The sequence below is a fragment of the Luteibacter sp. 22Crub2.1 genome (assembly GCF_900167995.1).
GTDB classification, from domain to species: domain Bacteria; phylum Pseudomonadota; class Gammaproteobacteria; order Xanthomonadales; family Rhodanobacteraceae; genus Luteibacter; species Luteibacter mycovicinus.
The window spans coordinates 211,126-226,853 of record NZ_FUYT01000005.1; the positions used below are offsets into that span (position 1 = coordinate 211,126).

General features: G+C 61.9%; 24 protein-coding genes and 1 tRNA gene. 22 read left to right on the forward strand and 3 right to left on the reverse strand.

The features are described 5' to 3' along the window. Positions 1–7: 7 nt before the first annotated feature. From B5X73_RS06815 to B5X73_RS06890, 17 genes are all read left to right on the forward strand, one after another. Positions 8–1,951: a phage tail fiber domain-containing protein gene (locus tag B5X73_RS06815; protein ID WP_079521059.1), complete on the forward strand. Its 1,944-nt coding sequence runs from the start codon at positions 8–10 to the stop codon at positions 1,949–1,951. Between the two features lie 56 nt (positions 1,952–2,007). After that, on the forward strand, positions 2,008–3,735 hold the full coding sequence (locus B5X73_RS06820) for a tail fiber domain-containing protein (protein ID WP_079521060.1): 1,728 nt from the start codon (positions 2,008–2,010) through the stop codon (positions 3,733–3,735). Further along, a complete protein-coding gene (locus B5X73_RS06825) occupies positions 3,735–4,205 on the forward strand; it encodes a hypothetical protein (RefSeq protein ID WP_079521061.1) in 471 nt (156 codons plus the stop codon). Before B5X73_RS06820 ends, B5X73_RS06825 begins: the two co-directional genes overlap by 1 nt. 10 nt (positions 4,206–4,215) lie before the next feature. Further along, positions 4,216–4,485: a phage holin family protein gene (locus B5X73_RS06830; protein WP_079521062.1), complete on the forward strand. Its 270-nt coding sequence runs from the start codon at positions 4,216–4,218 to the stop codon at positions 4,483–4,485. Next, the gene (locus B5X73_RS06835) at positions 4,485–4,724 is read left to right on the forward strand and encodes a hypothetical protein (RefSeq protein WP_079521063.1); all 240 of its coding nucleotides are present in this window, start codon (positions 4,485–4,487) and stop codon (positions 4,722–4,724) included. The genes B5X73_RS06830 and B5X73_RS06835 overlap by 1 nt, the downstream gene beginning before the upstream one ends. Next, positions 4,721–6,433, forward strand: a complete 1,713-nt coding sequence (terL, locus tag B5X73_RS06840) for a phage terminase large subunit (RefSeq protein WP_254857248.1) — start codon at positions 4,721–4,723, stop codon at positions 6,431–6,433. The genes B5X73_RS06835 and terL overlap by 4 nt, the downstream gene beginning before the upstream one ends. Positions 6,434–6,808: 375 nt before the next feature. After that, a complete protein-coding gene (locus tag B5X73_RS21290) occupies positions 6,809–7,165 on the forward strand; it encodes a lysozyme (RefSeq protein WP_303048753.1) in 357 nt (118 codons plus the stop codon). Next, positions 7,162–7,380, forward strand: a complete 219-nt coding sequence (locus tag B5X73_RS06855) for a hypothetical protein (protein ID WP_079521066.1) — start codon at positions 7,162–7,164, stop codon at positions 7,378–7,380. Before B5X73_RS21290 ends, B5X73_RS06855 begins: the two co-directional genes overlap by 4 nt. Next, the gene (locus B5X73_RS06860; protein ID WP_079521067.1) at positions 7,377–7,802 is read left to right on the forward strand and encodes a hypothetical protein; all 426 of its coding nucleotides are present in this window, start codon (positions 7,377–7,379) and stop codon (positions 7,800–7,802) included. The genes B5X73_RS06855 and B5X73_RS06860 overlap by 4 nt, the downstream gene beginning before the upstream one ends. A gap of 206 nt (positions 7,803–8,008) precedes the next feature. Continuing rightward, positions 8,009–8,398: a hypothetical protein gene (locus B5X73_RS06865; RefSeq protein WP_079521068.1), complete on the forward strand. Its 390-nt coding sequence runs from the start codon at positions 8,009–8,011 to the stop codon at positions 8,396–8,398. Between the two features lie 1,083 nt (positions 8,399–9,481). After that, on the forward strand, positions 9,482–9,625 hold the full coding sequence (locus B5X73_RS20955) for a hypothetical protein (RefSeq protein WP_176167758.1): 144 nt from the start codon (positions 9,482–9,484) through the stop codon (positions 9,623–9,625). Continuing rightward, the gene (locus B5X73_RS20960) at positions 9,622–9,777 is read left to right on the forward strand and encodes a hypothetical protein (RefSeq protein WP_176167759.1); all 156 of its coding nucleotides are present in this window, start codon (positions 9,622–9,624) and stop codon (positions 9,775–9,777) included. Before B5X73_RS20955 ends, B5X73_RS20960 begins: the two co-directional genes overlap by 4 nt. Positions 9,778–9,967: 190 nt before the next feature. After that, the gene (locus B5X73_RS20965) at positions 9,968–10,153 is read left to right on the forward strand and encodes a hypothetical protein (protein WP_079521069.1); all 186 of its coding nucleotides are present in this window, start codon (positions 9,968–9,970) and stop codon (positions 10,151–10,153) included. 78 nt (positions 10,154–10,231) lie between these two features. Beyond that, a complete protein-coding gene (locus B5X73_RS06875) occupies positions 10,232–10,462 on the forward strand; it encodes a hypothetical protein (protein WP_079521070.1) in 231 nt (76 codons plus the stop codon). 1 nt (position 10,463) lies between these two features. Then, on the forward strand, positions 10,464–10,667 hold the full coding sequence (locus B5X73_RS06880) for a hypothetical protein (protein ID WP_079521071.1): 204 nt from the start codon (positions 10,464–10,466) through the stop codon (positions 10,665–10,667). Next, a complete protein-coding gene (locus B5X73_RS06885; RefSeq protein ID WP_079521072.1) occupies positions 10,664–11,179 on the forward strand; it encodes an antirestriction protein ArdA in 516 nt (171 codons plus the stop codon). Before B5X73_RS06880 ends, B5X73_RS06885 begins: the two co-directional genes overlap by 4 nt. A gap of 2 nt (positions 11,180–11,181) precedes the next feature. Beyond that, on the forward strand, positions 11,182–11,475 hold the full coding sequence (locus B5X73_RS06890) for a hypothetical protein (RefSeq protein ID WP_079521073.1): 294 nt from the start codon (positions 11,182–11,184) through the stop codon (positions 11,473–11,475). Between the two features lie 42 nt (positions 11,476–11,517). Here the strand turns inward: B5X73_RS06890 and B5X73_RS06895 are convergent, their stop codons facing one another. Further along, positions 11,518–12,393, reverse strand: a complete 876-nt coding sequence (locus B5X73_RS06895; protein ID WP_079521074.1) for a hypothetical protein — start codon at positions 12,391–12,393, stop codon at positions 11,518–11,520. 26 nt (positions 12,394–12,419) lie between these two features. Between B5X73_RS06895 and B5X73_RS06900 the strand changes: the two genes are divergently transcribed. Continuing rightward, positions 12,420–12,608, forward strand: a complete 189-nt coding sequence (locus B5X73_RS06900) for a hypothetical protein (protein ID WP_079521075.1) — start codon at positions 12,420–12,422, stop codon at positions 12,606–12,608. Here the strand turns inward: B5X73_RS06900 and B5X73_RS06905 are convergent. Then, complete coding sequence (locus tag B5X73_RS06905; RefSeq protein WP_139382686.1) at positions 12,592–12,849, reverse strand: hypothetical protein; 258 nt, start codon at positions 12,847–12,849, stop codon at positions 12,592–12,594. The two genes, B5X73_RS06900 and B5X73_RS06905, sit on opposite strands and share 17 nt — an antisense overlap. Positions 12,850–12,892: 43 nt before the next feature. On the opposite strand from B5X73_RS06905, the gene B5X73_RS06910 reads away from it, so the two are divergent. The 4 genes from B5X73_RS06910 to B5X73_RS06920 all read left to right on the forward strand — a co-directional run bounded on the left by B5X73_RS06910 (position 12,893) and on the right by B5X73_RS06920 (position 15,547). Beyond that, on the forward strand, positions 12,893–13,312 hold the full coding sequence (locus B5X73_RS06910; RefSeq protein WP_079521077.1) for a hypothetical protein: 420 nt from the start codon (positions 12,893–12,895) through the stop codon (positions 13,310–13,312). Positions 13,313–13,368: 56 nt separating this feature from the next. Further along, a complete protein-coding gene (locus B5X73_RS20970) occupies positions 13,369–13,542 on the forward strand; it encodes a hypothetical protein (RefSeq protein ID WP_176167761.1) in 174 nt (57 codons plus the stop codon). A 365-nt stretch (positions 13,543–13,907) separates the two neighbouring features. Next, positions 13,908–14,291 carry a hypothetical protein gene (locus tag B5X73_RS06915; protein ID WP_079521078.1) on the forward strand — a complete coding sequence of 128 codons (384 nt, stop codon included), beginning with the start codon at positions 13,908–13,910 and terminating at the stop codon, positions 14,289–14,291. Positions 14,292–14,500: 209 nt separating this feature from the next. Continuing rightward, positions 14,501–15,547 carry a tyrosine-type recombinase/integrase gene (locus B5X73_RS06920; protein WP_217699743.1) on the forward strand — a complete coding sequence of 349 codons (1,047 nt, stop codon included), beginning with the start codon at positions 14,501–14,503 and terminating at the stop codon, positions 15,545–15,547. 84 nt (positions 15,548–15,631) lie between these two features. Here B5X73_RS06920 and B5X73_RS06925 read toward each other — a convergent pair. Further along, positions 15,632–15,716 (reverse strand) — tRNA-Leu (locus tag B5X73_RS06925). Positions 15,717–15,728 lie beyond the last annotated feature (12 nt).

A 15,728-nucleotide genomic window follows, 5' to 3' on the forward strand; every position in this document is an offset into this window, starting at 1 on the left:
GAGGTTCATGGCACCACTGGTACGAGGCTACTCATTCGTCATGTACTTGGCGAAGCCGGGGGCCTCTTACACCATCCCCTTCCCCTACCTGCACACGGACGATGTTCGTGTGTTCGCAGGGGACGTCGGGGATGCTGTCGAGCAATCATTCAAGTGGAACGGCCCTACAGAGGTCTCGCTGTCCGATGCAGTTCCGGATGACATCCTCATCACCGTTCGACGCTTCACACCACGCGACAAGAACCTTGTCGACGTGAAGGACGGCGCGCTGCTCCCTGCGGCCGACCTCAACCTCAATTCCAAACAGCTCCTTTATATGGTTCAGGAGCAGCTCGACTTCGGCACCTACGGCGGCAGCGGTCTCCCTGGCGGAGGCTCCGGCTGGCCGAACCCTGACGGCAGCACTCCGAGCCTGCCGATCTCTCAGATCATCGACGCGGTAATGCAGTCGCCGATCATGCAGCAGCTTCTAGACCGAATCGAACCCATCGACTCCACGGCCGAGACGTTGCTGGAGGAGATCATCCGAAGCGATCAGCGCTTTAACGAACGCCGCAAGGTCCAGCAGCGAGTCGCTCTGGCGGAGACGAGCATCGTCACCCTGACCGACGACACCAAGTCGCTGGCCCAGCAGACTGAGGAGCTGTTCGCTCAGTTTGACGGCGCTGCGTCCCAGCTCCTTCACGTCCAACAAGCGCTCGCCACTGAAACAGAGGCGCGCACCACTGACATCACTCAGCTCAATGCTGCCCTTGGTGACGCTGAGTCGCACATCACGGACGTACGGGAGGCTGTCGCTACCGAGACGGAGGCGCGCGCCCAGGCCATCACGAAGCTGGAATCGGACTTCAAGTCCGCCGACGACGACGTGACCAAGGCGATCTCGCAGACCCTCACGACCACCTACGCCACCAAGGACTACGCAAAGACCATCTCGACCCAGCAGGTCGAAGCATGGGCGTCCGGGTCGTTTGCGATGCTCCAGAACCGGTTCGAGGCGTTCGTGGACGGCACGGCCGATCCAGGCTCCAGCCCTAAGTGGCAGGCGAACTGGTCCCTGAAGATAAACGCAGGCGTCATCGACGGTCAGCCGGTCGTCGCAGGTATCGGACTCGGCGCTTCCTCCACGGGCGGCAGCACCTTCACCGTCCTGGCGGATCGCTTCGCCTTCGCGTCGCCTATCGGCGGGGGTCTGGTCAAGTACCCATTCGTCGCAGGCACCATCGGCGGCGTGAGCACCATCGGCATTACTGGTCAGCTCATCATCGACGGCTCCGTCACGGCGGACAAGATCAGGGCGAACTCCCTATCGGCCATCTCCGCCAACATGGGCACGGTGAACGGCGGTATTTTCCGCACGTACTCGCTGGACGGCAACGGGAACGTAATCGATCCCAACGAGTTCCGTGTGGAGATCACAAACAACCCGAACGACCCTTGGCCGTTCTGGATTGGTTCCGGCGTAAAGAACGCGAACAACGCTGTCGTATGGTTCGACCGTGGCGGTAACGCCGCTTTCAACGGAACCATCCGCGCCCAGAACATGATCGACCAGTTACAGTCACAAGCGACGGCTTCGTGGTCCGGCGACTCGTCGGGTAGCCCCGGCAACGTCGTCCTACAGTTCGACCTCCCTGCTCCCACACGCCTCGGACAGCAGCACCTTCCGGTGATCCACGTCGAGTGCAAGATTCAGAACCCTTCAGGTAATCCCGCAACGGGTGGTATCTACCTGGAGAAGTTCGCTGGCGGCTCCTGGCAGCAGGTCAAGGTCCACAACCACCTCGTGGGCGGCGGCGCAACCGACTTTGATTCGCTGCTCGCCTTCGACGGGAACACAACCGGAGCCGTGACCTATCGAGTCCGGATCGGCGTCGACCCGTACACCAACAACCGCCCTGAGAACTTTCACGTCACGCAGTGCACTGCGTACGCATTCGGATTGAGGTAACCATCGCTACAAATGATACCCCCGGCTACGTCAGCAATGCTGCCCTAGCCGCCAAGATGTCGGCCATCGTGGACCGATGGGACCGCCGCGAGAACCAGATGATCGCGGTGCTTACGCAGGCCGAAGGAAACGTAACGGTCACCGACGGCCTCGAAGTGGACCACCAGATCCCCTCGTTTCCCTCGCTTCAGGCCGAGGTAGGAGCCATGGTCGACGAGCTGACCGGCTCAGTCGCCGGTGTTCGCGACATTGCAACTCACGTCACCGCGCTGGCGAACGCCGCAGACGAGTCGGCCAGCGCCGCCGCTAGCTCCGCATCCGCATCCTCCACCTCGGCCGACGCCAGCGAACAGTCCAACCAGTCCGCTCTACAGCACGAGCAGGCCGCCGACGCTTCAGCTATCGCCTCTGAGACCTCCCGGCAGGAGTCCGACAGGAAGTCACAGGCATCCGCCGCGAGCGCCGCTGGTAGCGCCCTGAGCGCTTCACACGCGTTCGCGGATGCCAACAGGTCCGCAGCGGAAGCTGACGACTCCGCTTCGAGCGCCTCTGCTGCCCTCGTGTCCCTTGGGGAAGCCAACGACGCCCGCGATCTCGCACAGGCATGGGCGACCAGTCCCGAGAACACTGAGGTCGCTAGCGGCGGCTTCTCAGCCATGCATTGGGCTATCAAGGCCCAGCAGTTCGCTACAGGCTCCCTCGTGTACCTCGGTTCGTGGGACGCCTCGGGCAACGCCCTACCGTCCGGCGCGAAGAAAGGTGCGTTCTACAAGATATCCGGCCAGGGAACCGTCAATGGGGTCACGTACCGCGTGGGTGACAACATCGTCCACAACGGTACCGATTGGGACCTGATCGACAACACTGAGTCCGTAACCGCTGTCGCGGGCAAGGTGGGTAACGTCACACTCAACATTACCGACATCGTAAGCCTTTCGAACGCGCTGGACGGTAAGGCCGCCATCAACCACTCGCACGCTATCGCTGATGTCGTCGGGCTGCAAACGGCCCTCGACAGCAAAGCTTCCAACGCGACGGTGGCCGGTAAAGCTGCGCTGGTGCACACGCACGCTATCGCTGATGTCTCGGGACTCCAGTCGGCGTTGGACAGTAAGGTCGTTCAGGGCATCGGAGTGACGTTCGCAGGAGTGACGTCCAACGCGACCACCGCATTTGCGGGTGGACTTGGGTCGCTCCCTGCGGGGCAGTGGGCACAGTACACGCTCTTGTATGGTAGTTGCCAGGTCAGCAACAACGACCAAATCAGGCTCGGCATGCTGCGCACCTCTGCGGGTAGCTCGTGGGCGAACTGCGCTTGGCGACTCCAGCGCACGGTTGACTCGACCGCTATGGGATACATCCAGCTCGGCGATGACTCCAACACCGGAAGTGACGCACTAATCTTGAACTCCACAGGAGCCCAACTCCGGATGCAGGGTGGTGTCAATCGGTTCACTGGAGACCTCACCACCAACGCCTGGATGTACGCGGCCAATTTCAAGCTCAACTCCGACCTCCGACTCAAGAAACAGCGCGCAATCCTCGACGGCCGCGAGCAACTTGAGAACATCAGGAAACTCATTCCGCTGTTCTATCGGAAGGAGGGCCTGCCAGAGTACGGCTTCGGCGCACAGCATGTCCGCAACGTGTACCCGACAATGGTGAGCGAGTATGACGGCCCGCTCGGGGAAGGAACTCTCACGCTGTCCGTTGGCGAACTCATCGCCCCACTTGTTGCAGCCGTACAGGAACTCGACCGGCGCCTGACTGAGGCCGGTCACTGATGGCGACCGTTCCTGCGAACTGTGGCTTCGCTGATGTTTTTTCGGTATTCGGTGGAAGCGGAAGCTTCGCGGACTACTACAGGGGTGGTCCGATCGTTCCAAACATCGGGGCGAACGCCGCCATCGCTGACAACCCCGGAAGCTTGGAACTTGCGCAGTTCCCCGGCAGCACCAACTACGTCCCGCTGAGCGCGTCCGCTAATGGCGCTTCGAGTTCCGGTAGCCAGAAGGGCACCTATACCATCGGCAGTTCCACCTGTTCCATAGGCGGAGGTAACGGCAACGTGAGCTACCGCCTGGACTGGATCGGCGGCGACACGAACTTCCCGAGTACTGTCTCTGGCAACCGAGCGACCTTCACCGTCACCAACACCACGATCAACACCACCCACAAGTCAGGCACATACCGTTGGACCGTCACCGACGGAATCTCCACTGCAACCGCCGACTTCACTGTTTCCTGGAACTAACAGACCCCTCATGAACCCCGAGACGAAGCTCGCCCTTTCCCTGGCGAGCATCGGCGCTGTCGTGGGCATCGGTAAGCTCCTCGCTTCCACCGAGAAGATCACCGTCCGCATCGTTGCGGCGCGAGCGATCATCTCGGGTGCCCTCGGCCTCTGCGCCGCCGCTGCATCCCTGATGTTCCCCAATATCTCCACGAACGCCACCATCGGTGTCGCGTGCGTCCTGTCGAGCCTCGGTTCGTCCGCAGTGGAGAGCGTCTTCCAGAAGTGGCTGTCGAAGTAATGGCGGCCTCCAAGGAATCTCTCGAAGCCCTGCACACCGCCATCGCCACGAAGCTCACTGAGAGCATCGAGCAGATGCCTGCCGGTGAGAAGGGCCTCGCTGCGCTCCTAAACGTTGCCCGCCAGTTCGTAAAGGACAACGGCATCGAAGCCCTGCCGGTCCCCGGTTCTGCCACTGGCGGACTGGCGGACAAACTGAAGCAGTACCCTTTCGACCCGCAGGCTGACGGGGTGCATTGAGCACCTCGCAGCTTGACGCTGACGAGCTGAGTCAGCGCTTCTGCAACCCTGAGCCAACGCCCCACCCGTTCGACGACTTCCGTAACTTCGTCTTCCACATCTGGCGGCACCTCAACCTCCCGTCGCCTACTCCGGTCCAGTACGACATCTCGTCGTACCTGCAACACGGCCCACGGCGCCGGGTGATCGAAGCGTTCCGTGGTATCGGCAAGTCGTGGTTGACCGCTGCGTATGTGTGCTGGCTGCTATGGAAAAACCCTCAGCACAAGGTGCTTGTCGTTTCGGCGTCCAAGGACCGAGCGGACGCCTTCTCGATCTTCGTCAAGCGCCTGATTGAGACCGTGCCGGAACTGGCACACCTGAAGCCGAGAGGCGACCAGCGCAACTCGAACCTCGCGTTCGACGTCGGTCCCGCCACGCCCGACCAGTCGCCCTCCGTGAAGTCGGTCGGTATCACGGGCCAGCTTACGGGTTCCCGTGCCGACACGATCATCGCGGATGACGTCGAGGTCGTGAAGAACTCCGCGACCGTTGCGCAGCGCGAGAAGCTGTCTGAACTCATCAAGGAGTTCGACGCAATTCTCAAGCCGCTGGCGAACGCCGAGATCATCTACCTGGGCACGCCGCAGACCGAGGAATCGATCTACAACCGCCTGCCGGAGCGTGGCTACGAGATTCGTGTGTGGCCCGCGCGCTACCCGAGGGATGCGAAGCACTACGGCCAGTACCTCGGCCGCTTGGCTCCCTACATCGCGGAAGCGTTTGAGACAAACCCGGGAATCGCGTGGAAGCCTGTGGAGCCCTCCCGGTTCCATGAGAATGACCTGATGGACCGAGAGGCTTCCTATGGCCGTTCTGGCTTCATGCTCCAGTTCATGCTGGACACCACGCTCTCGGACAGCGAGCGCTACCCGCTGAAGCTGTCGGACCTGATCGTGATGGACATCGACCGCGAGGCCGCCCCCATCCGCGTCATGTGGGCATCTGGTCCCGAGCAGATCATCAACGACATCCCGGCCGTGGGGTTCACAGGCGACCGCCTGCACCGGCCCATGTACGTCGCAAAGGAGGTCGAGGAGTTCACCGGCTCGCTGCTCACCATTGACCCCTCGGGCCGTGGTGGAGACGAGACGGGCTACACGGTCACCAAGATGCTGCGCGGCATGGTCTTCCTCCGACGCGCTGGCGGCATCACTGGCGGCTACTCCGATGAGGCCCTGGAGCAGATCGCGCACATCGCACGAGCCGAGAAGGTCAAGGCCATTCTTGTCGAGTCGAACTTCGGCGACGGCATGTTCGTGAAGCTGCTGGAGCCCGTTCTCCGACGCATCTATCCCTGCTCTGTCGAGGAGGTCCGCAGCACGGGCCAGAAGGAGCGTCGCATCATCGACACACTGGAGCCGGTGCTCAACCAGCACCGACTTGTCGTCGATGCTGCGCTGCTCCGTGCAGATCAGAAGTCCGACCCCAAGTACCAGCTCTTTCACCAGCTCACCCGTATCACGCGGGAACGCGGCGCTCTGCGTCATGACGACCGTCTCGATGCGCTCGCCATGGCTGTCGCCTACTGGACCGAATGGCTGAGTCGGGACATCACGCGGGAGGAGGACAAGCGCGCTGAGGAGCTGTTTGACGAGGAGCTGCGGAAGTTCGAGGAGCACGTCCTCGGATTCTCACACTACTCGAACAACTTCTACGACCACTTCTAGCGCTTCTGATAGCCCCAAATGCACTTGGGGCACGTCTGGTCGCTATGGGTTCGTAGCGCATTTGCGATGGCTACGTGGAACGCCACAGGGGAGCTGAATATCTCCCGAAGCTCCTTGAGGTGCCTGTCGTAGATCGGCATGGCTTCCACGGCTGTCCCTGTCGCCCTGTAGTAGACGTCGTGGCGCCCGCAGTGCCTCATCAACCCCGCCATCACCGAGACAGCGCAGGCGACCTCCTGCTCGGTCAGCCCTGGCTTCAAACTCAAAAGAGAGACCATCACCACAACCTCCGACAATCCTGCCCTCATCACCTTCATCGTAAGGGTCGAGGGCGAACGGCTCGTAGCATACAAGGACACCAAGGGTCGCTGGACCATCGGTGTCGGCCACACCGGCCCTGAGGTCCGTGAGGGCCTCACGATCACCAAGGAGACCTCACGACTTCTCCTGGCTAAGGATCTCGCCATCGCCGCGTCTGCGGTCGACCGGCTCGTCCGTGTCCCCCTGACGGAAAACCAGCGTTTCGCGCTGATCTCCTTCGTGTTCAATCTCGGCGCCTCGCGCCTTATGGCCTCCACCCTCCTCCGCCTGCTCAACCAGGGCGACTACACGTCGGTCCCTCGGGAGCTTGCTCGCTGGAACAAAGAGACGCTCGACGACGGCACCGTCCGAGTCAACGATGGCCTGACGAATCGTCGGGCTGCTGAAATCAACCTGTGGAAGACCCCATGACCGAATTCAAATCCACCAAGCTCCAGCGCTTCTACGCCTTCGCCTACACCCGCCCTTGGGCCTGGCTCGTCCTGCGCTACCTCGTGGTCCCTGCGGTCGCGGCGGCGACCATCGTGCGCGAGCACGTCCCTGAGTTCATCGCAGAGGTCCGTGAGGAATGGGCGCAGGTCGAGGCCGAACGCAAGGCCGACCTCCAGGCCCAGGCCGCGCAGTGACGACCGTCTGCTACGACGGGACCTCCCTCGCAGCGGACTCGCAGATCGGCGGCACCTTCAAGCACACCCAACGCAAACTGGTGACGCTCCCTGACGGCTCCTTTGCGGCCGGTGCGGGAACCGTCGCCGACATACAGGCATTCCTCCGCGCGCTCGTCGCGGGGGAGGACCAGCCCGAGGGTGAGTACGACGTCCTCGTGTCGCACCTCGACGGCCGCGTGGTCCATTACGACTCCTACGGGATGCGTCTGGACGTCACCGGTCGCCCTTACGCTGTCGGCTCCGGCGCTCAGTTCGCCATGGGTGCGATGGCTGCTGGCAAGTCCGCCAAGAGGGCCGCTGAGATCGCGTGTGGCCTCGACGAATCAAGCGGGAGACCCGTGCATACCGTCAAGGTCCACACGGCTCCTGAGGAGTCCTGAGGGCTTCCTGGCCATGTTCCCTATCACCTCCTTCCGTGCCCTGTAGCAGGAGGTAGGAGGGGGTGATGGTGGTGACAACCAGGCGTAACCGTGAGGAGTCTTTAGGACCTCCTTAGGTACCCTTAAGAGTCTTAGCTTCTCTCTCCTGTCGCTTCGCTCCTATGCTACGAGTTATAATCTTCCGTCAACAGGAACAGGGACTTAGCATGAAACGCATCGCTGCCGTTGCGGCCGCTGCAATGGTTCTCTCGGGCTGCGTATCCTTCAGCTCGATCCAGAAGAAGCTCGACGGATACAAAGGTCGTCCGCTCGACGACGCGATTGCCCACCTTGGCTATCCCACAGCCGAACGCACGGTCGCCGGTCACCACCTGTTCGTGTGGGGTGATTCGCATGCAATGGCCTTGCCGTCCTACAAGACCTCGACTACGAGCGGCACGGTCGGCGGCACGCCGTATAGTGGAACTACCGGTACCTGGGGAACCGAGACGATCCAAGCCGAGTGCGTCGTGACCATGGAGGTCAACGAGGCAAAGGTCGTCACGAACGTCACCTTCTCCGGCAATCACGCTGGCTGTGACCGATACGGCTCTTGAGGGTCGAAATACTCAGCAGAAATTTCCGTTGGGGTATCTGACAGTCCGCAGGTGCGCGAGTCCCCCCGGTACCCCCTCGGCCCCTGACGGCCCTCGCGCGATCATTGACGCGCCCGCGTAGCCGCGCGGTGCCTATCTCGGCGGCACCCACAGCGGCACCTCGTTACGTAAGTGCCTGATACACATGCATCTGCACCAGATACGGGATGTGGTGCGGCACCTCACGAGCCACCACACGATCACCCTGGGCAACTCACGGCCATCAACGGCCTGCCCAGCGCTGTCGTGTTTGCGCTCGTGTCTGTCCTCATCTGTCGTTTTGCCCACGCCCCCTAACGAACCCTCACGACCTACCGTCGCCCCTCACGAACCCACACGGCCTGCCCGTCGCCCTGCCCGGCCCATGGCCTACCTCACGACCCCTACGGCCTCACAGGGCCACTGACGGCCCGTAACGATTGCTGACACGCAACGCTTGACGATTCGTAATTTGGTGCTAGTATGGGCTCCAAGTCGAGGCACGGACCGCCGCTGACTAGCCCGCCTCTGGCCGGCGCGGTGATGGACCACAGGGCACCACGGGCCGCCCCAAGGGCAAGCGTGGAGCCGCAAGGGAACCGAGGGACTAGCCAGCAGGCCCCCAAGGGAAACGAGCGGCGAACGGTGGATCTTCCACCGCCCTGCCGGGCACTGCACGACGGAATGATTGCTTCATCGCAACACTTGACGAATCGTAATTTGGTAGTAAGCTAGGTTCCACGGTCAGGACAGCGACCGGCACCAACCACCAGCACGAATCCACCGGGCTATTCACTGACCAGCTATGTCCCCAGGGGCGCACTGATGCAGATGCCACGGGCTTATTGCGCCCAAACGATTGCGAGGTCGTAACGGTTACGCCTTGGTGATGCGAGTCATGCCCCTTCAACGAGGGGGCATCACTGGCAGCACTCGGAAGCCGCTGCCTTTCCCCAACGCATCGACAAGGAGACACGCAATGCACCCACTCGACCGCTGGAAGTACCGCAGAAGACCAGCCGGGGACGCACATCGCCTCCCCACGAACCCGAAGGAGTCCTGAGCATGCACCACGTCATCGACACGAAGACGAACGGCATTGCCGGCCGCTGGACCTGCCCCACGAAGGCACGTCAGCAGGCCCGAGCGTTGAACCGCGCCTATGGCGCCATCCGCTACACCACACGTCCGCTGAGGAGCGCGCAATGACCCTTGAGGAAGCCTTTACGGCCCTTGTGAGCCGTGACGAAGTCCTGTGCGAAGTGCGCAAGCACGGCTGTGATGAGAACGAGTTCCTGACCGAGGTCGGGGACCGTGACGAGTACCTGGGCGAAGACGTCCTCGGCTGGCTGGGGTACTGACGATGCCCATTCAGTACACGCCGCCCGACCGGAAGACCGTGGCTCGCATCCGCGACGCCATTACGGCCCACAAGGTCCGAACGAACGCTAAGGACGCCGCACGGCGCCCGTGACCTTCGTCCCTGCCCCTTCAGTCCACCGAGGGGGCAGCAGCGAATGCCACAACCACAGTGATACGCTAGGAGCACATATGGCACCCAAAGCCGAGGCGAGACCCATGACACCCGACGAGCTGGAAAAAGTCCGCGCCGAGATCGGCAAGCTCATGGCTGAAACCGCGAAGATCAACGCCGAGGCGCGTTGGTACCCCTTCGTCGCCGCTGCCGGCGTCTTCGCCGCCGCGCTGGGTCTGCTGAAGATCATCAGCGCCATGTAGCACCCGGCCGATCCCTGCGCGCCACCAACGAACCCGCCGCACTGGCGGGTTTTTTGTTGCCCGCGTTCAGGGGGTCACATGCGCGCTTACCGCGTCGCTGAAGTGAACGGCAAGGTGAAACCTAGCCGAATCGTAGTCGCTGATTCCATGTTCGATGCCGTGCGCCAGTACGCCCGGTGTCGCGTCGTCCATATCGAAGGCCCGTTGTTCGCCTCGTCGCGTGAGAACCCTGTGCGGTTCGCCTGCGTCAACGAGGGGGCACATGCGGGCCGCCATTTCATCGCCTATCAGATAGGCAGGGAGTTCTAACGTGTATTCGATCAAGTGCACCAGCACGGAGTTCAATGCCCTGATCGCCGGACTGCGGCTGCTTGCGGTCGCGATGGACAAGGGGGAGGTCACCCCGGAGGATGGCGACATCGGTTCTATCCTGTCCAGCGACGGCGACGCTCTCGACGCTGACGGCATCTCGGAGTTTTGCGACGAGTTGCTTGAGCCGAGGTTCAGGGCATGAGCGAGACGCGCATCTACATCGCCAGCCTGAGCGACTACAACAGCGGGCACATACACGGCGTCTGGATCGACCTCGACGGCGACACGGACCGCGCCGACATCCATCAGGCCATCCAGTCGATGCTGCTCACCTCGCGCAACCAGCCCGCCGAGGAGTGGGCCGCCCATGACTACGACGGCATCCCGGCCGCCTTCGGAGAACACCCGGACCTCGACGACCTGCTCGAATTCGTCCAGGGCGTTGAAGACCACGGAGACGCCTTCCGCGCGTGGGTCGAGGATCGTGGCGTTACCAACTTCATTCACGAGGACTTCGGCGACAAGTACGCCGGGGAAGCGAACAGCGAACGCGAGTGGATCGAAGAGCACCTTGAGGAAATGGGAGTGCTCAACGGCGTCCCTGAGAACCTTCGGCCGTACTTCGACAGCGAGGCGTTCCTCCGCGACATGAAGCTCGCTGGCGATGTGTCGATGGTCGAGTTCGATGGCACCGTCTACGCGTTCTGGAGCTGACCATGTGCGCCCTGAAAACGATCCGCGTAGACGCGGCGGCAGGCTGGTGGGTCGTTAACGCATACACCGGGCTCGTGATCGAGTCCGCTCAGTGGGAGTTGCGTGATGACGACCTTCCTCCGGTCGTCCGGTTTGACCTGAAGGAGTGGCTGGCGTGGCGCAGGCATGCAGGCTTCGACCACGGCTACAAAAATGTCTACTGGCTCGCCCTCGGCTCCTGGATGCCTGACGGGAGCTTCCGGCCGCCAGAGGACGACTTCAGGGCTGATCTTCTCGTCACCTACGCCGTCGCTTGAACCTAACCTAGCGTGGAGTTGAGAGCGCCTGAGGCTTAAGACTTAAGGCGAATTCGGTGTATCACCGCCACCGTGCTTTAGTTCGTGTATCAGCTTTACGGTGTCAGCAGCCAGTTGCACATATGGCCGAAGGTTACCGATCTTCGCGGCGATGGTTCTAAGCTTCGAGGCCGCATTGAAGAGGATCGACACTTCCTTGGTTTGCAGGGCAGCGGATGCCTCTCCAGTGGAATCCTCCTTAGCCTCGATCAAGAACGCCATCAGCTCTCCAGACATGTCACTGAAGGAATCTTGGAAGGCTCGACTTCCTCTGATCGGATAGGCATCCACGGCCCGCATTAGCAGCCGCAATTGGCGTTCGATTAGCAGCCGTAGGCGGAGACTCAGGGAAGAATGCTCCAACGCCGCACGGAGCTGCGCGATCAAATTAAGGAGTTCTTCAAGTTCGTCTGCATCCACGGGAGCGCCGTCGCTAGGCATCTGCTGGCTTAGCAAGCGAAAAGTAACTCGAGTCCCGTCGGTCAGCTGCTGCCCAATATGGGTACTCGCTGAGGAAAGTAGTCGAGGAGATATGGCCGTCCGGACTTGTCCAGCGGCTTCATGAAAATAGGGCTTCGGAAAGTTCGGCAGTCCGTCGAAGTAAGCAACAAACTCGTCGAGTTCAGTATTCAACCAGATCAAGCGCTGCGAAACCTCTACGTACGCTTCGTTCTTGCCGAATTCCTCGGGAATGTTAAAGACGTCGCGCCACACGCTGTAGACGTGGGGAAGCGGCGAGGCCGCCGCGAGGTCGATGATCTTAGAAATTCGGGACGCGGGGTTACTAAGAGATTCCACAGGCACATCCAAGTCGGCGACGCGCAACTTTAGTCGCTTCCCGTTTGCCCACACAAGCCGCCCTTGAGGCGGCTTTTTCATGCTCAATCACACACAAGGAAACCCTCATGGCCCGCACGACCGCACCGAGAAACGCACGCCGCCAGTACGTCACCACCTTCGAGCACGAGGGCCGGAAATGGGGCGAGAGCGTCGCCGCTGAATCCCTGAAGGCCGCCGAGCTGCACGCCGAGAACCAGGCGTATACGCGCGGCCTCCGCATCGTCTCCACCCTGCCGCTCAATCCAGACGCTTAAGCGGTCCGAGCAGCGGCGGCCCGAGCAGTGCATCCACGTATTCGGTCCCCCAGGCGCGGCCATAAGCCACCGCCGCCTCGGCTGATATCAGCACCACGTCATCCGGTGAGTCCGCAAGCACGGCCTCCTCGGGGCGCCCGGCTGGCATCACTGCGGCCGTGACTGTGTAGCCCGGCCCGCGCGGCTTGGGTTCGCTCATCAATACGAACCCTCGGTACACCCAGCAGTTGTCGTCTTCCACGGGCGGCTCCTCGGCGGCGTGTGCCCCACTCGAAGGAAACCACATGAAGATCACCCTTGCCACCCTTGCGTCCGCCACGGCCCAGCAGGTCTTCGAGCAGTCCGCCAAGCACCTGCTGAAGCAGAACGAGAAGTGCATAAGCGGTTCCTCGTGCGCCTACAGGGGGCCTGCCGGTGCGTGCGCGGCTGGAGCGCTGCTTTCGGATGCCGATGCGGCGCTGGTAAAGGCCGAAGGCATGAACGAAGGCGCCGGTTGGGGGGCGGTCGTCCATCGCCTGGGCGCCTCCTCCGCTCACCTCGAACTGATCGAGGACCTCCAGTATGTCCACGACGGCTCCGCGCCTGCGCACTGGCGTCCGGCGCTGCGCGTCGTCGCAGCCCAGCACCGTCTGGACTCATCCTTCATGGACCTCCTGCCGGTCCCCTACGAGCCCGTCTCGATCCGCGAGACGGCCCTCGCATAATCTCACTACCCAGCGAGACAGTCCGCTCGCTGGGTTCCTTACAGGGGGAATTCCCGATGTCCAAGACCACATTCCGCTGGGGAAACCTCGCGGTGATCTTCATCCTGCTGTCGCTCGCGGGACTTTGCGGCTTCGTCGCGTGCCTTTCCGGCCGTGTGAGCTGGCTCGTGCCCCAGGTGATCGTCTGGATCGCCGCGCTCGTCATGCTGATCCGCAGCGGGAGGCCATGAGTGGCCTACCCAGCGTCGCTGTGGGACGCGTTGAACACCCTCATGGACTCCTGGGACGGCCTGTCCGTGGACGAAGCCATGACTGCCGTAATTCGTCACCTGACTCCCGTGAGGGACGTCGAAATGTGACGCAGTGCGCATATTGAAGGATTCGTGAAAGGGCCGCAGACTTTTGCGCAGAATAAGAACAACTCCCCAGGAAATGAAGATGTTCGTAGTACCCCGCATCGAGTTGGAGTTCGTCCGTAGGAGAAGCGAGCGCGGCTTCTACGTTGACAAGTCGGAAGCGTTGACAACCGTCATTGCTTTCGGTGTCGTAAGGCTATACCTTTCGCGTGGCGACATGCACCCGATCAGGACTCCAGATGAAACACCTCTCTCCGACCGAAGCCTCGCGGATTATGTTCGCATTGCTTCAGAAGGTACGGACCTCGACCGGTGGCGGCGGGCAGCTCAGCCTCGCGGCCACGGCAACGCTGTTCGCCGCGATGAAGAACCCCGGCGAGCTTCAATTTGACCTTGTGAAAGAGGTGGGCGGCGTAACTGCTGCCGCTATCTCACGTCAGATCGACGTCCTCGACGGCAACACAAAGACGAAGGCGGGCGAGTCCATCCCCCGCCTCCTCCAGCGCAACCGGGCCAACACGAGCCGGGTGAACAACCAGATCGACCTCACCCCTGAAGGGGAGGCATTCGCGAAGGAATTCGCGGAGTACATGAATACGCTGCTGGAGCGCGCAACGCGCTAGCTCCCGGCTACATCCGAAACAAATCGAACCCGCCCTCGTGGCGGGTTTTTTATTGGGAGTTCGAAATGCCCCTCGCCCTCAAGGGAACCGTAAAGCCCGGCCAGCCGGACAAGCGCTATTACATGATTCGCGTGCAGGTTAATGACCGCCGCGTCGTCGTGTCCTCGGGCACGCGTGATCGCGTACGCGCGGAGGCGAAAGAGCGTTTGGTGATCGACGCGCTCGACGCCAACCGTGACCTTACACAGGCTGAGCTGGTAGCGCTGGTTCGCGGAGAGGGCCACGTACGTTCCATCGCTGCGCTGCGCGCCAGCGGAGGGCTGACTCTCAAGACAGCATTCGATCGCTGCTTCGCCGACCCGCATGTGTGGCGAAGCATCCGCGCCCAGGCGACCTACCAGACAAACTGCAAGCACGTGATGAAGCACTTCGGCGAGGACCGCGTGATCGCATCGATCACGTTCTCCGACGTCCAGGCGTACATCACCGCCCAGCTCGACTCCAAGCCGCCCAGCGCGCCCGGAACCATCAACCGCCGCCTCGCCTGCCTCGGCCGCATGTTCAGCGCCATGAGCGAGCTGCCTGACGGCCCCAAGACGATCCCGAAGATCAAGTACCTCCCCGAGCTGGGCGCGCGTAAGTTCTCCTTTACGCACCAGCAAGAAGCCGCGATGTTCAAGGCGGTCGCCGAGCTGGATTCCCTGGTGCCAGGCTCCAAGGGAGGCCCTCCGCGTCGCCGTGACGCACATCTCTACCTCAGGCTATTCAAGGTCCTCGTGGAGACCGGCGTGCGCCTTGGCGAAGCTCTCCGGCTGCGCTGGTCCGACGTCCAGGGCATCGAGCACGACGCCGGAGTCATCCGGCTGTACCGCATGAAGGAGATCAAAAACAACAAGGCGCGGTCAGTGCCGCTGACGGCGGAGGCTACGGCCATCCTGCTCGCGATCAAGGCTGAGGGCACACGCCCGGTAGGTCCATTCCAAGACCTCGGAAAGGATCGCGCCGAGCACGTCTGGAACGCTGCTAAGAAGCTCGCTGGAATCGTTGACCACGACTGCGTGATCCATGCGCTACGGCACACATGCGCGACGCGCCTGCTGAAGGCCACGGGCAACATCAATCTCGTGAAGGAATGGCTGGGCCATACGACGATCAAGACGACCGCCGACACGTACGCACACGTCGAGACAGACAGCATGGTCGACGGCGCTGCGGCACTCACTTCCCTTCGCGGCACCTCGCTTGCGAGGTCGTGAGCGTTACGGGACAGAGATTGTTACGTCAGATATAACTCTTACGACCTCGTAACCCCTAAGTGCATGATTCAATTCACTTGGGCGTGGTGCGAGAAGGGGGACTCGAACCCCCACGGGTTACCCCGTCAGAACCTAAATCTGGTGCGTCTACCAATTCCGCCACTCTCGCTCGCGGCGCCAT

Excerpts from the sequence above, each read along its gene's own strand:
- B5X73_RS06815 (WP_079521059.1), top strand. The coding sequence starts at position 8 with ATGGCACCACTGGTACGAGGCTACTCATTCGTCATGTACTTGGCGAAG.
- B5X73_RS06820 (WP_079521060.1), top strand. The coding sequence starts at position 2,008 with ATGTCGGCCATCGTGGACCGATGGGACCGCCGCGAGAACCAGATGATC.
- B5X73_RS06825 (WP_079521061.1), top strand. The coding sequence starts at position 3,735 with ATGGCGACCGTTCCTGCGAACTGTGGCTTCGCTGATGTTTTTTCGGTA.
- B5X73_RS06830 (WP_079521062.1), top strand. The coding sequence starts at position 4,216 with ATGAACCCCGAGACGAAGCTCGCCCTTTCCCTGGCGAGCATCGGCGCT.
- B5X73_RS06835 (WP_079521063.1), top strand. The coding sequence starts at position 4,485 with ATGGCGGCCTCCAAGGAATCTCTCGAAGCCCTGCACACCGCCATCGCC.
- B5X73_RS06855 (WP_079521066.1), top strand. The coding sequence starts at position 7,162 with ATGACCGAATTCAAATCCACCAAGCTCCAGCGCTTCTACGCCTTCGCC.
- B5X73_RS06865 (WP_079521068.1), top strand. The coding sequence starts at position 8,009 with ATGAAACGCATCGCTGCCGTTGCGGCCGCTGCAATGGTTCTCTCGGGC.
- B5X73_RS20955 (WP_176167758.1), top strand. The coding sequence starts at position 9,482 with ATGCACCACGTCATCGACACGAAGACGAACGGCATTGCCGGCCGCTGG.
- B5X73_RS20960 (WP_176167759.1), top strand. The coding sequence starts at position 9,622 with ATGACCCTTGAGGAAGCCTTTACGGCCCTTGTGAGCCGTGACGAAGTC.
- B5X73_RS20965 (WP_079521069.1), top strand. The coding sequence starts at position 9,968 with ATGGCACCCAAAGCCGAGGCGAGACCCATGACACCCGACGAGCTGGAA.
- B5X73_RS06875 (WP_079521070.1), top strand. The coding sequence starts at position 10,232 with ATGCGCGCTTACCGCGTCGCTGAAGTGAACGGCAAGGTGAAACCTAGC.
- B5X73_RS06885 (WP_079521072.1), top strand. The coding sequence starts at position 10,664 with ATGAGCGAGACGCGCATCTACATCGCCAGCCTGAGCGACTACAACAGC.
- B5X73_RS06890 (WP_079521073.1), top strand. The coding sequence starts at position 11,182 with ATGTGCGCCCTGAAAACGATCCGCGTAGACGCGGCGGCAGGCTGGTGG.
- B5X73_RS06895 (WP_079521074.1), bottom strand. The coding sequence starts at position 12,393 with ATGAAAAAGCCGCCTCAAGGGCGGCTTGTGTGGGCAAACGGGAAGCGA.
- B5X73_RS06900 (WP_079521075.1), top strand. The coding sequence starts at position 12,420 with ATGGCCCGCACGACCGCACCGAGAAACGCACGCCGCCAGTACGTCACC.
- B5X73_RS06910 (WP_079521077.1), top strand. The coding sequence starts at position 12,893 with ATGAAGATCACCCTTGCCACCCTTGCGTCCGCCACGGCCCAGCAGGTC.
- B5X73_RS20970 (WP_176167761.1), top strand. The coding sequence starts at position 13,369 with ATGTCCAAGACCACATTCCGCTGGGGAAACCTCGCGGTGATCTTCATC.
- B5X73_RS06915 (WP_079521078.1), top strand. The coding sequence starts at position 13,908 with ATGAAACACCTCTCTCCGACCGAAGCCTCGCGGATTATGTTCGCATTG.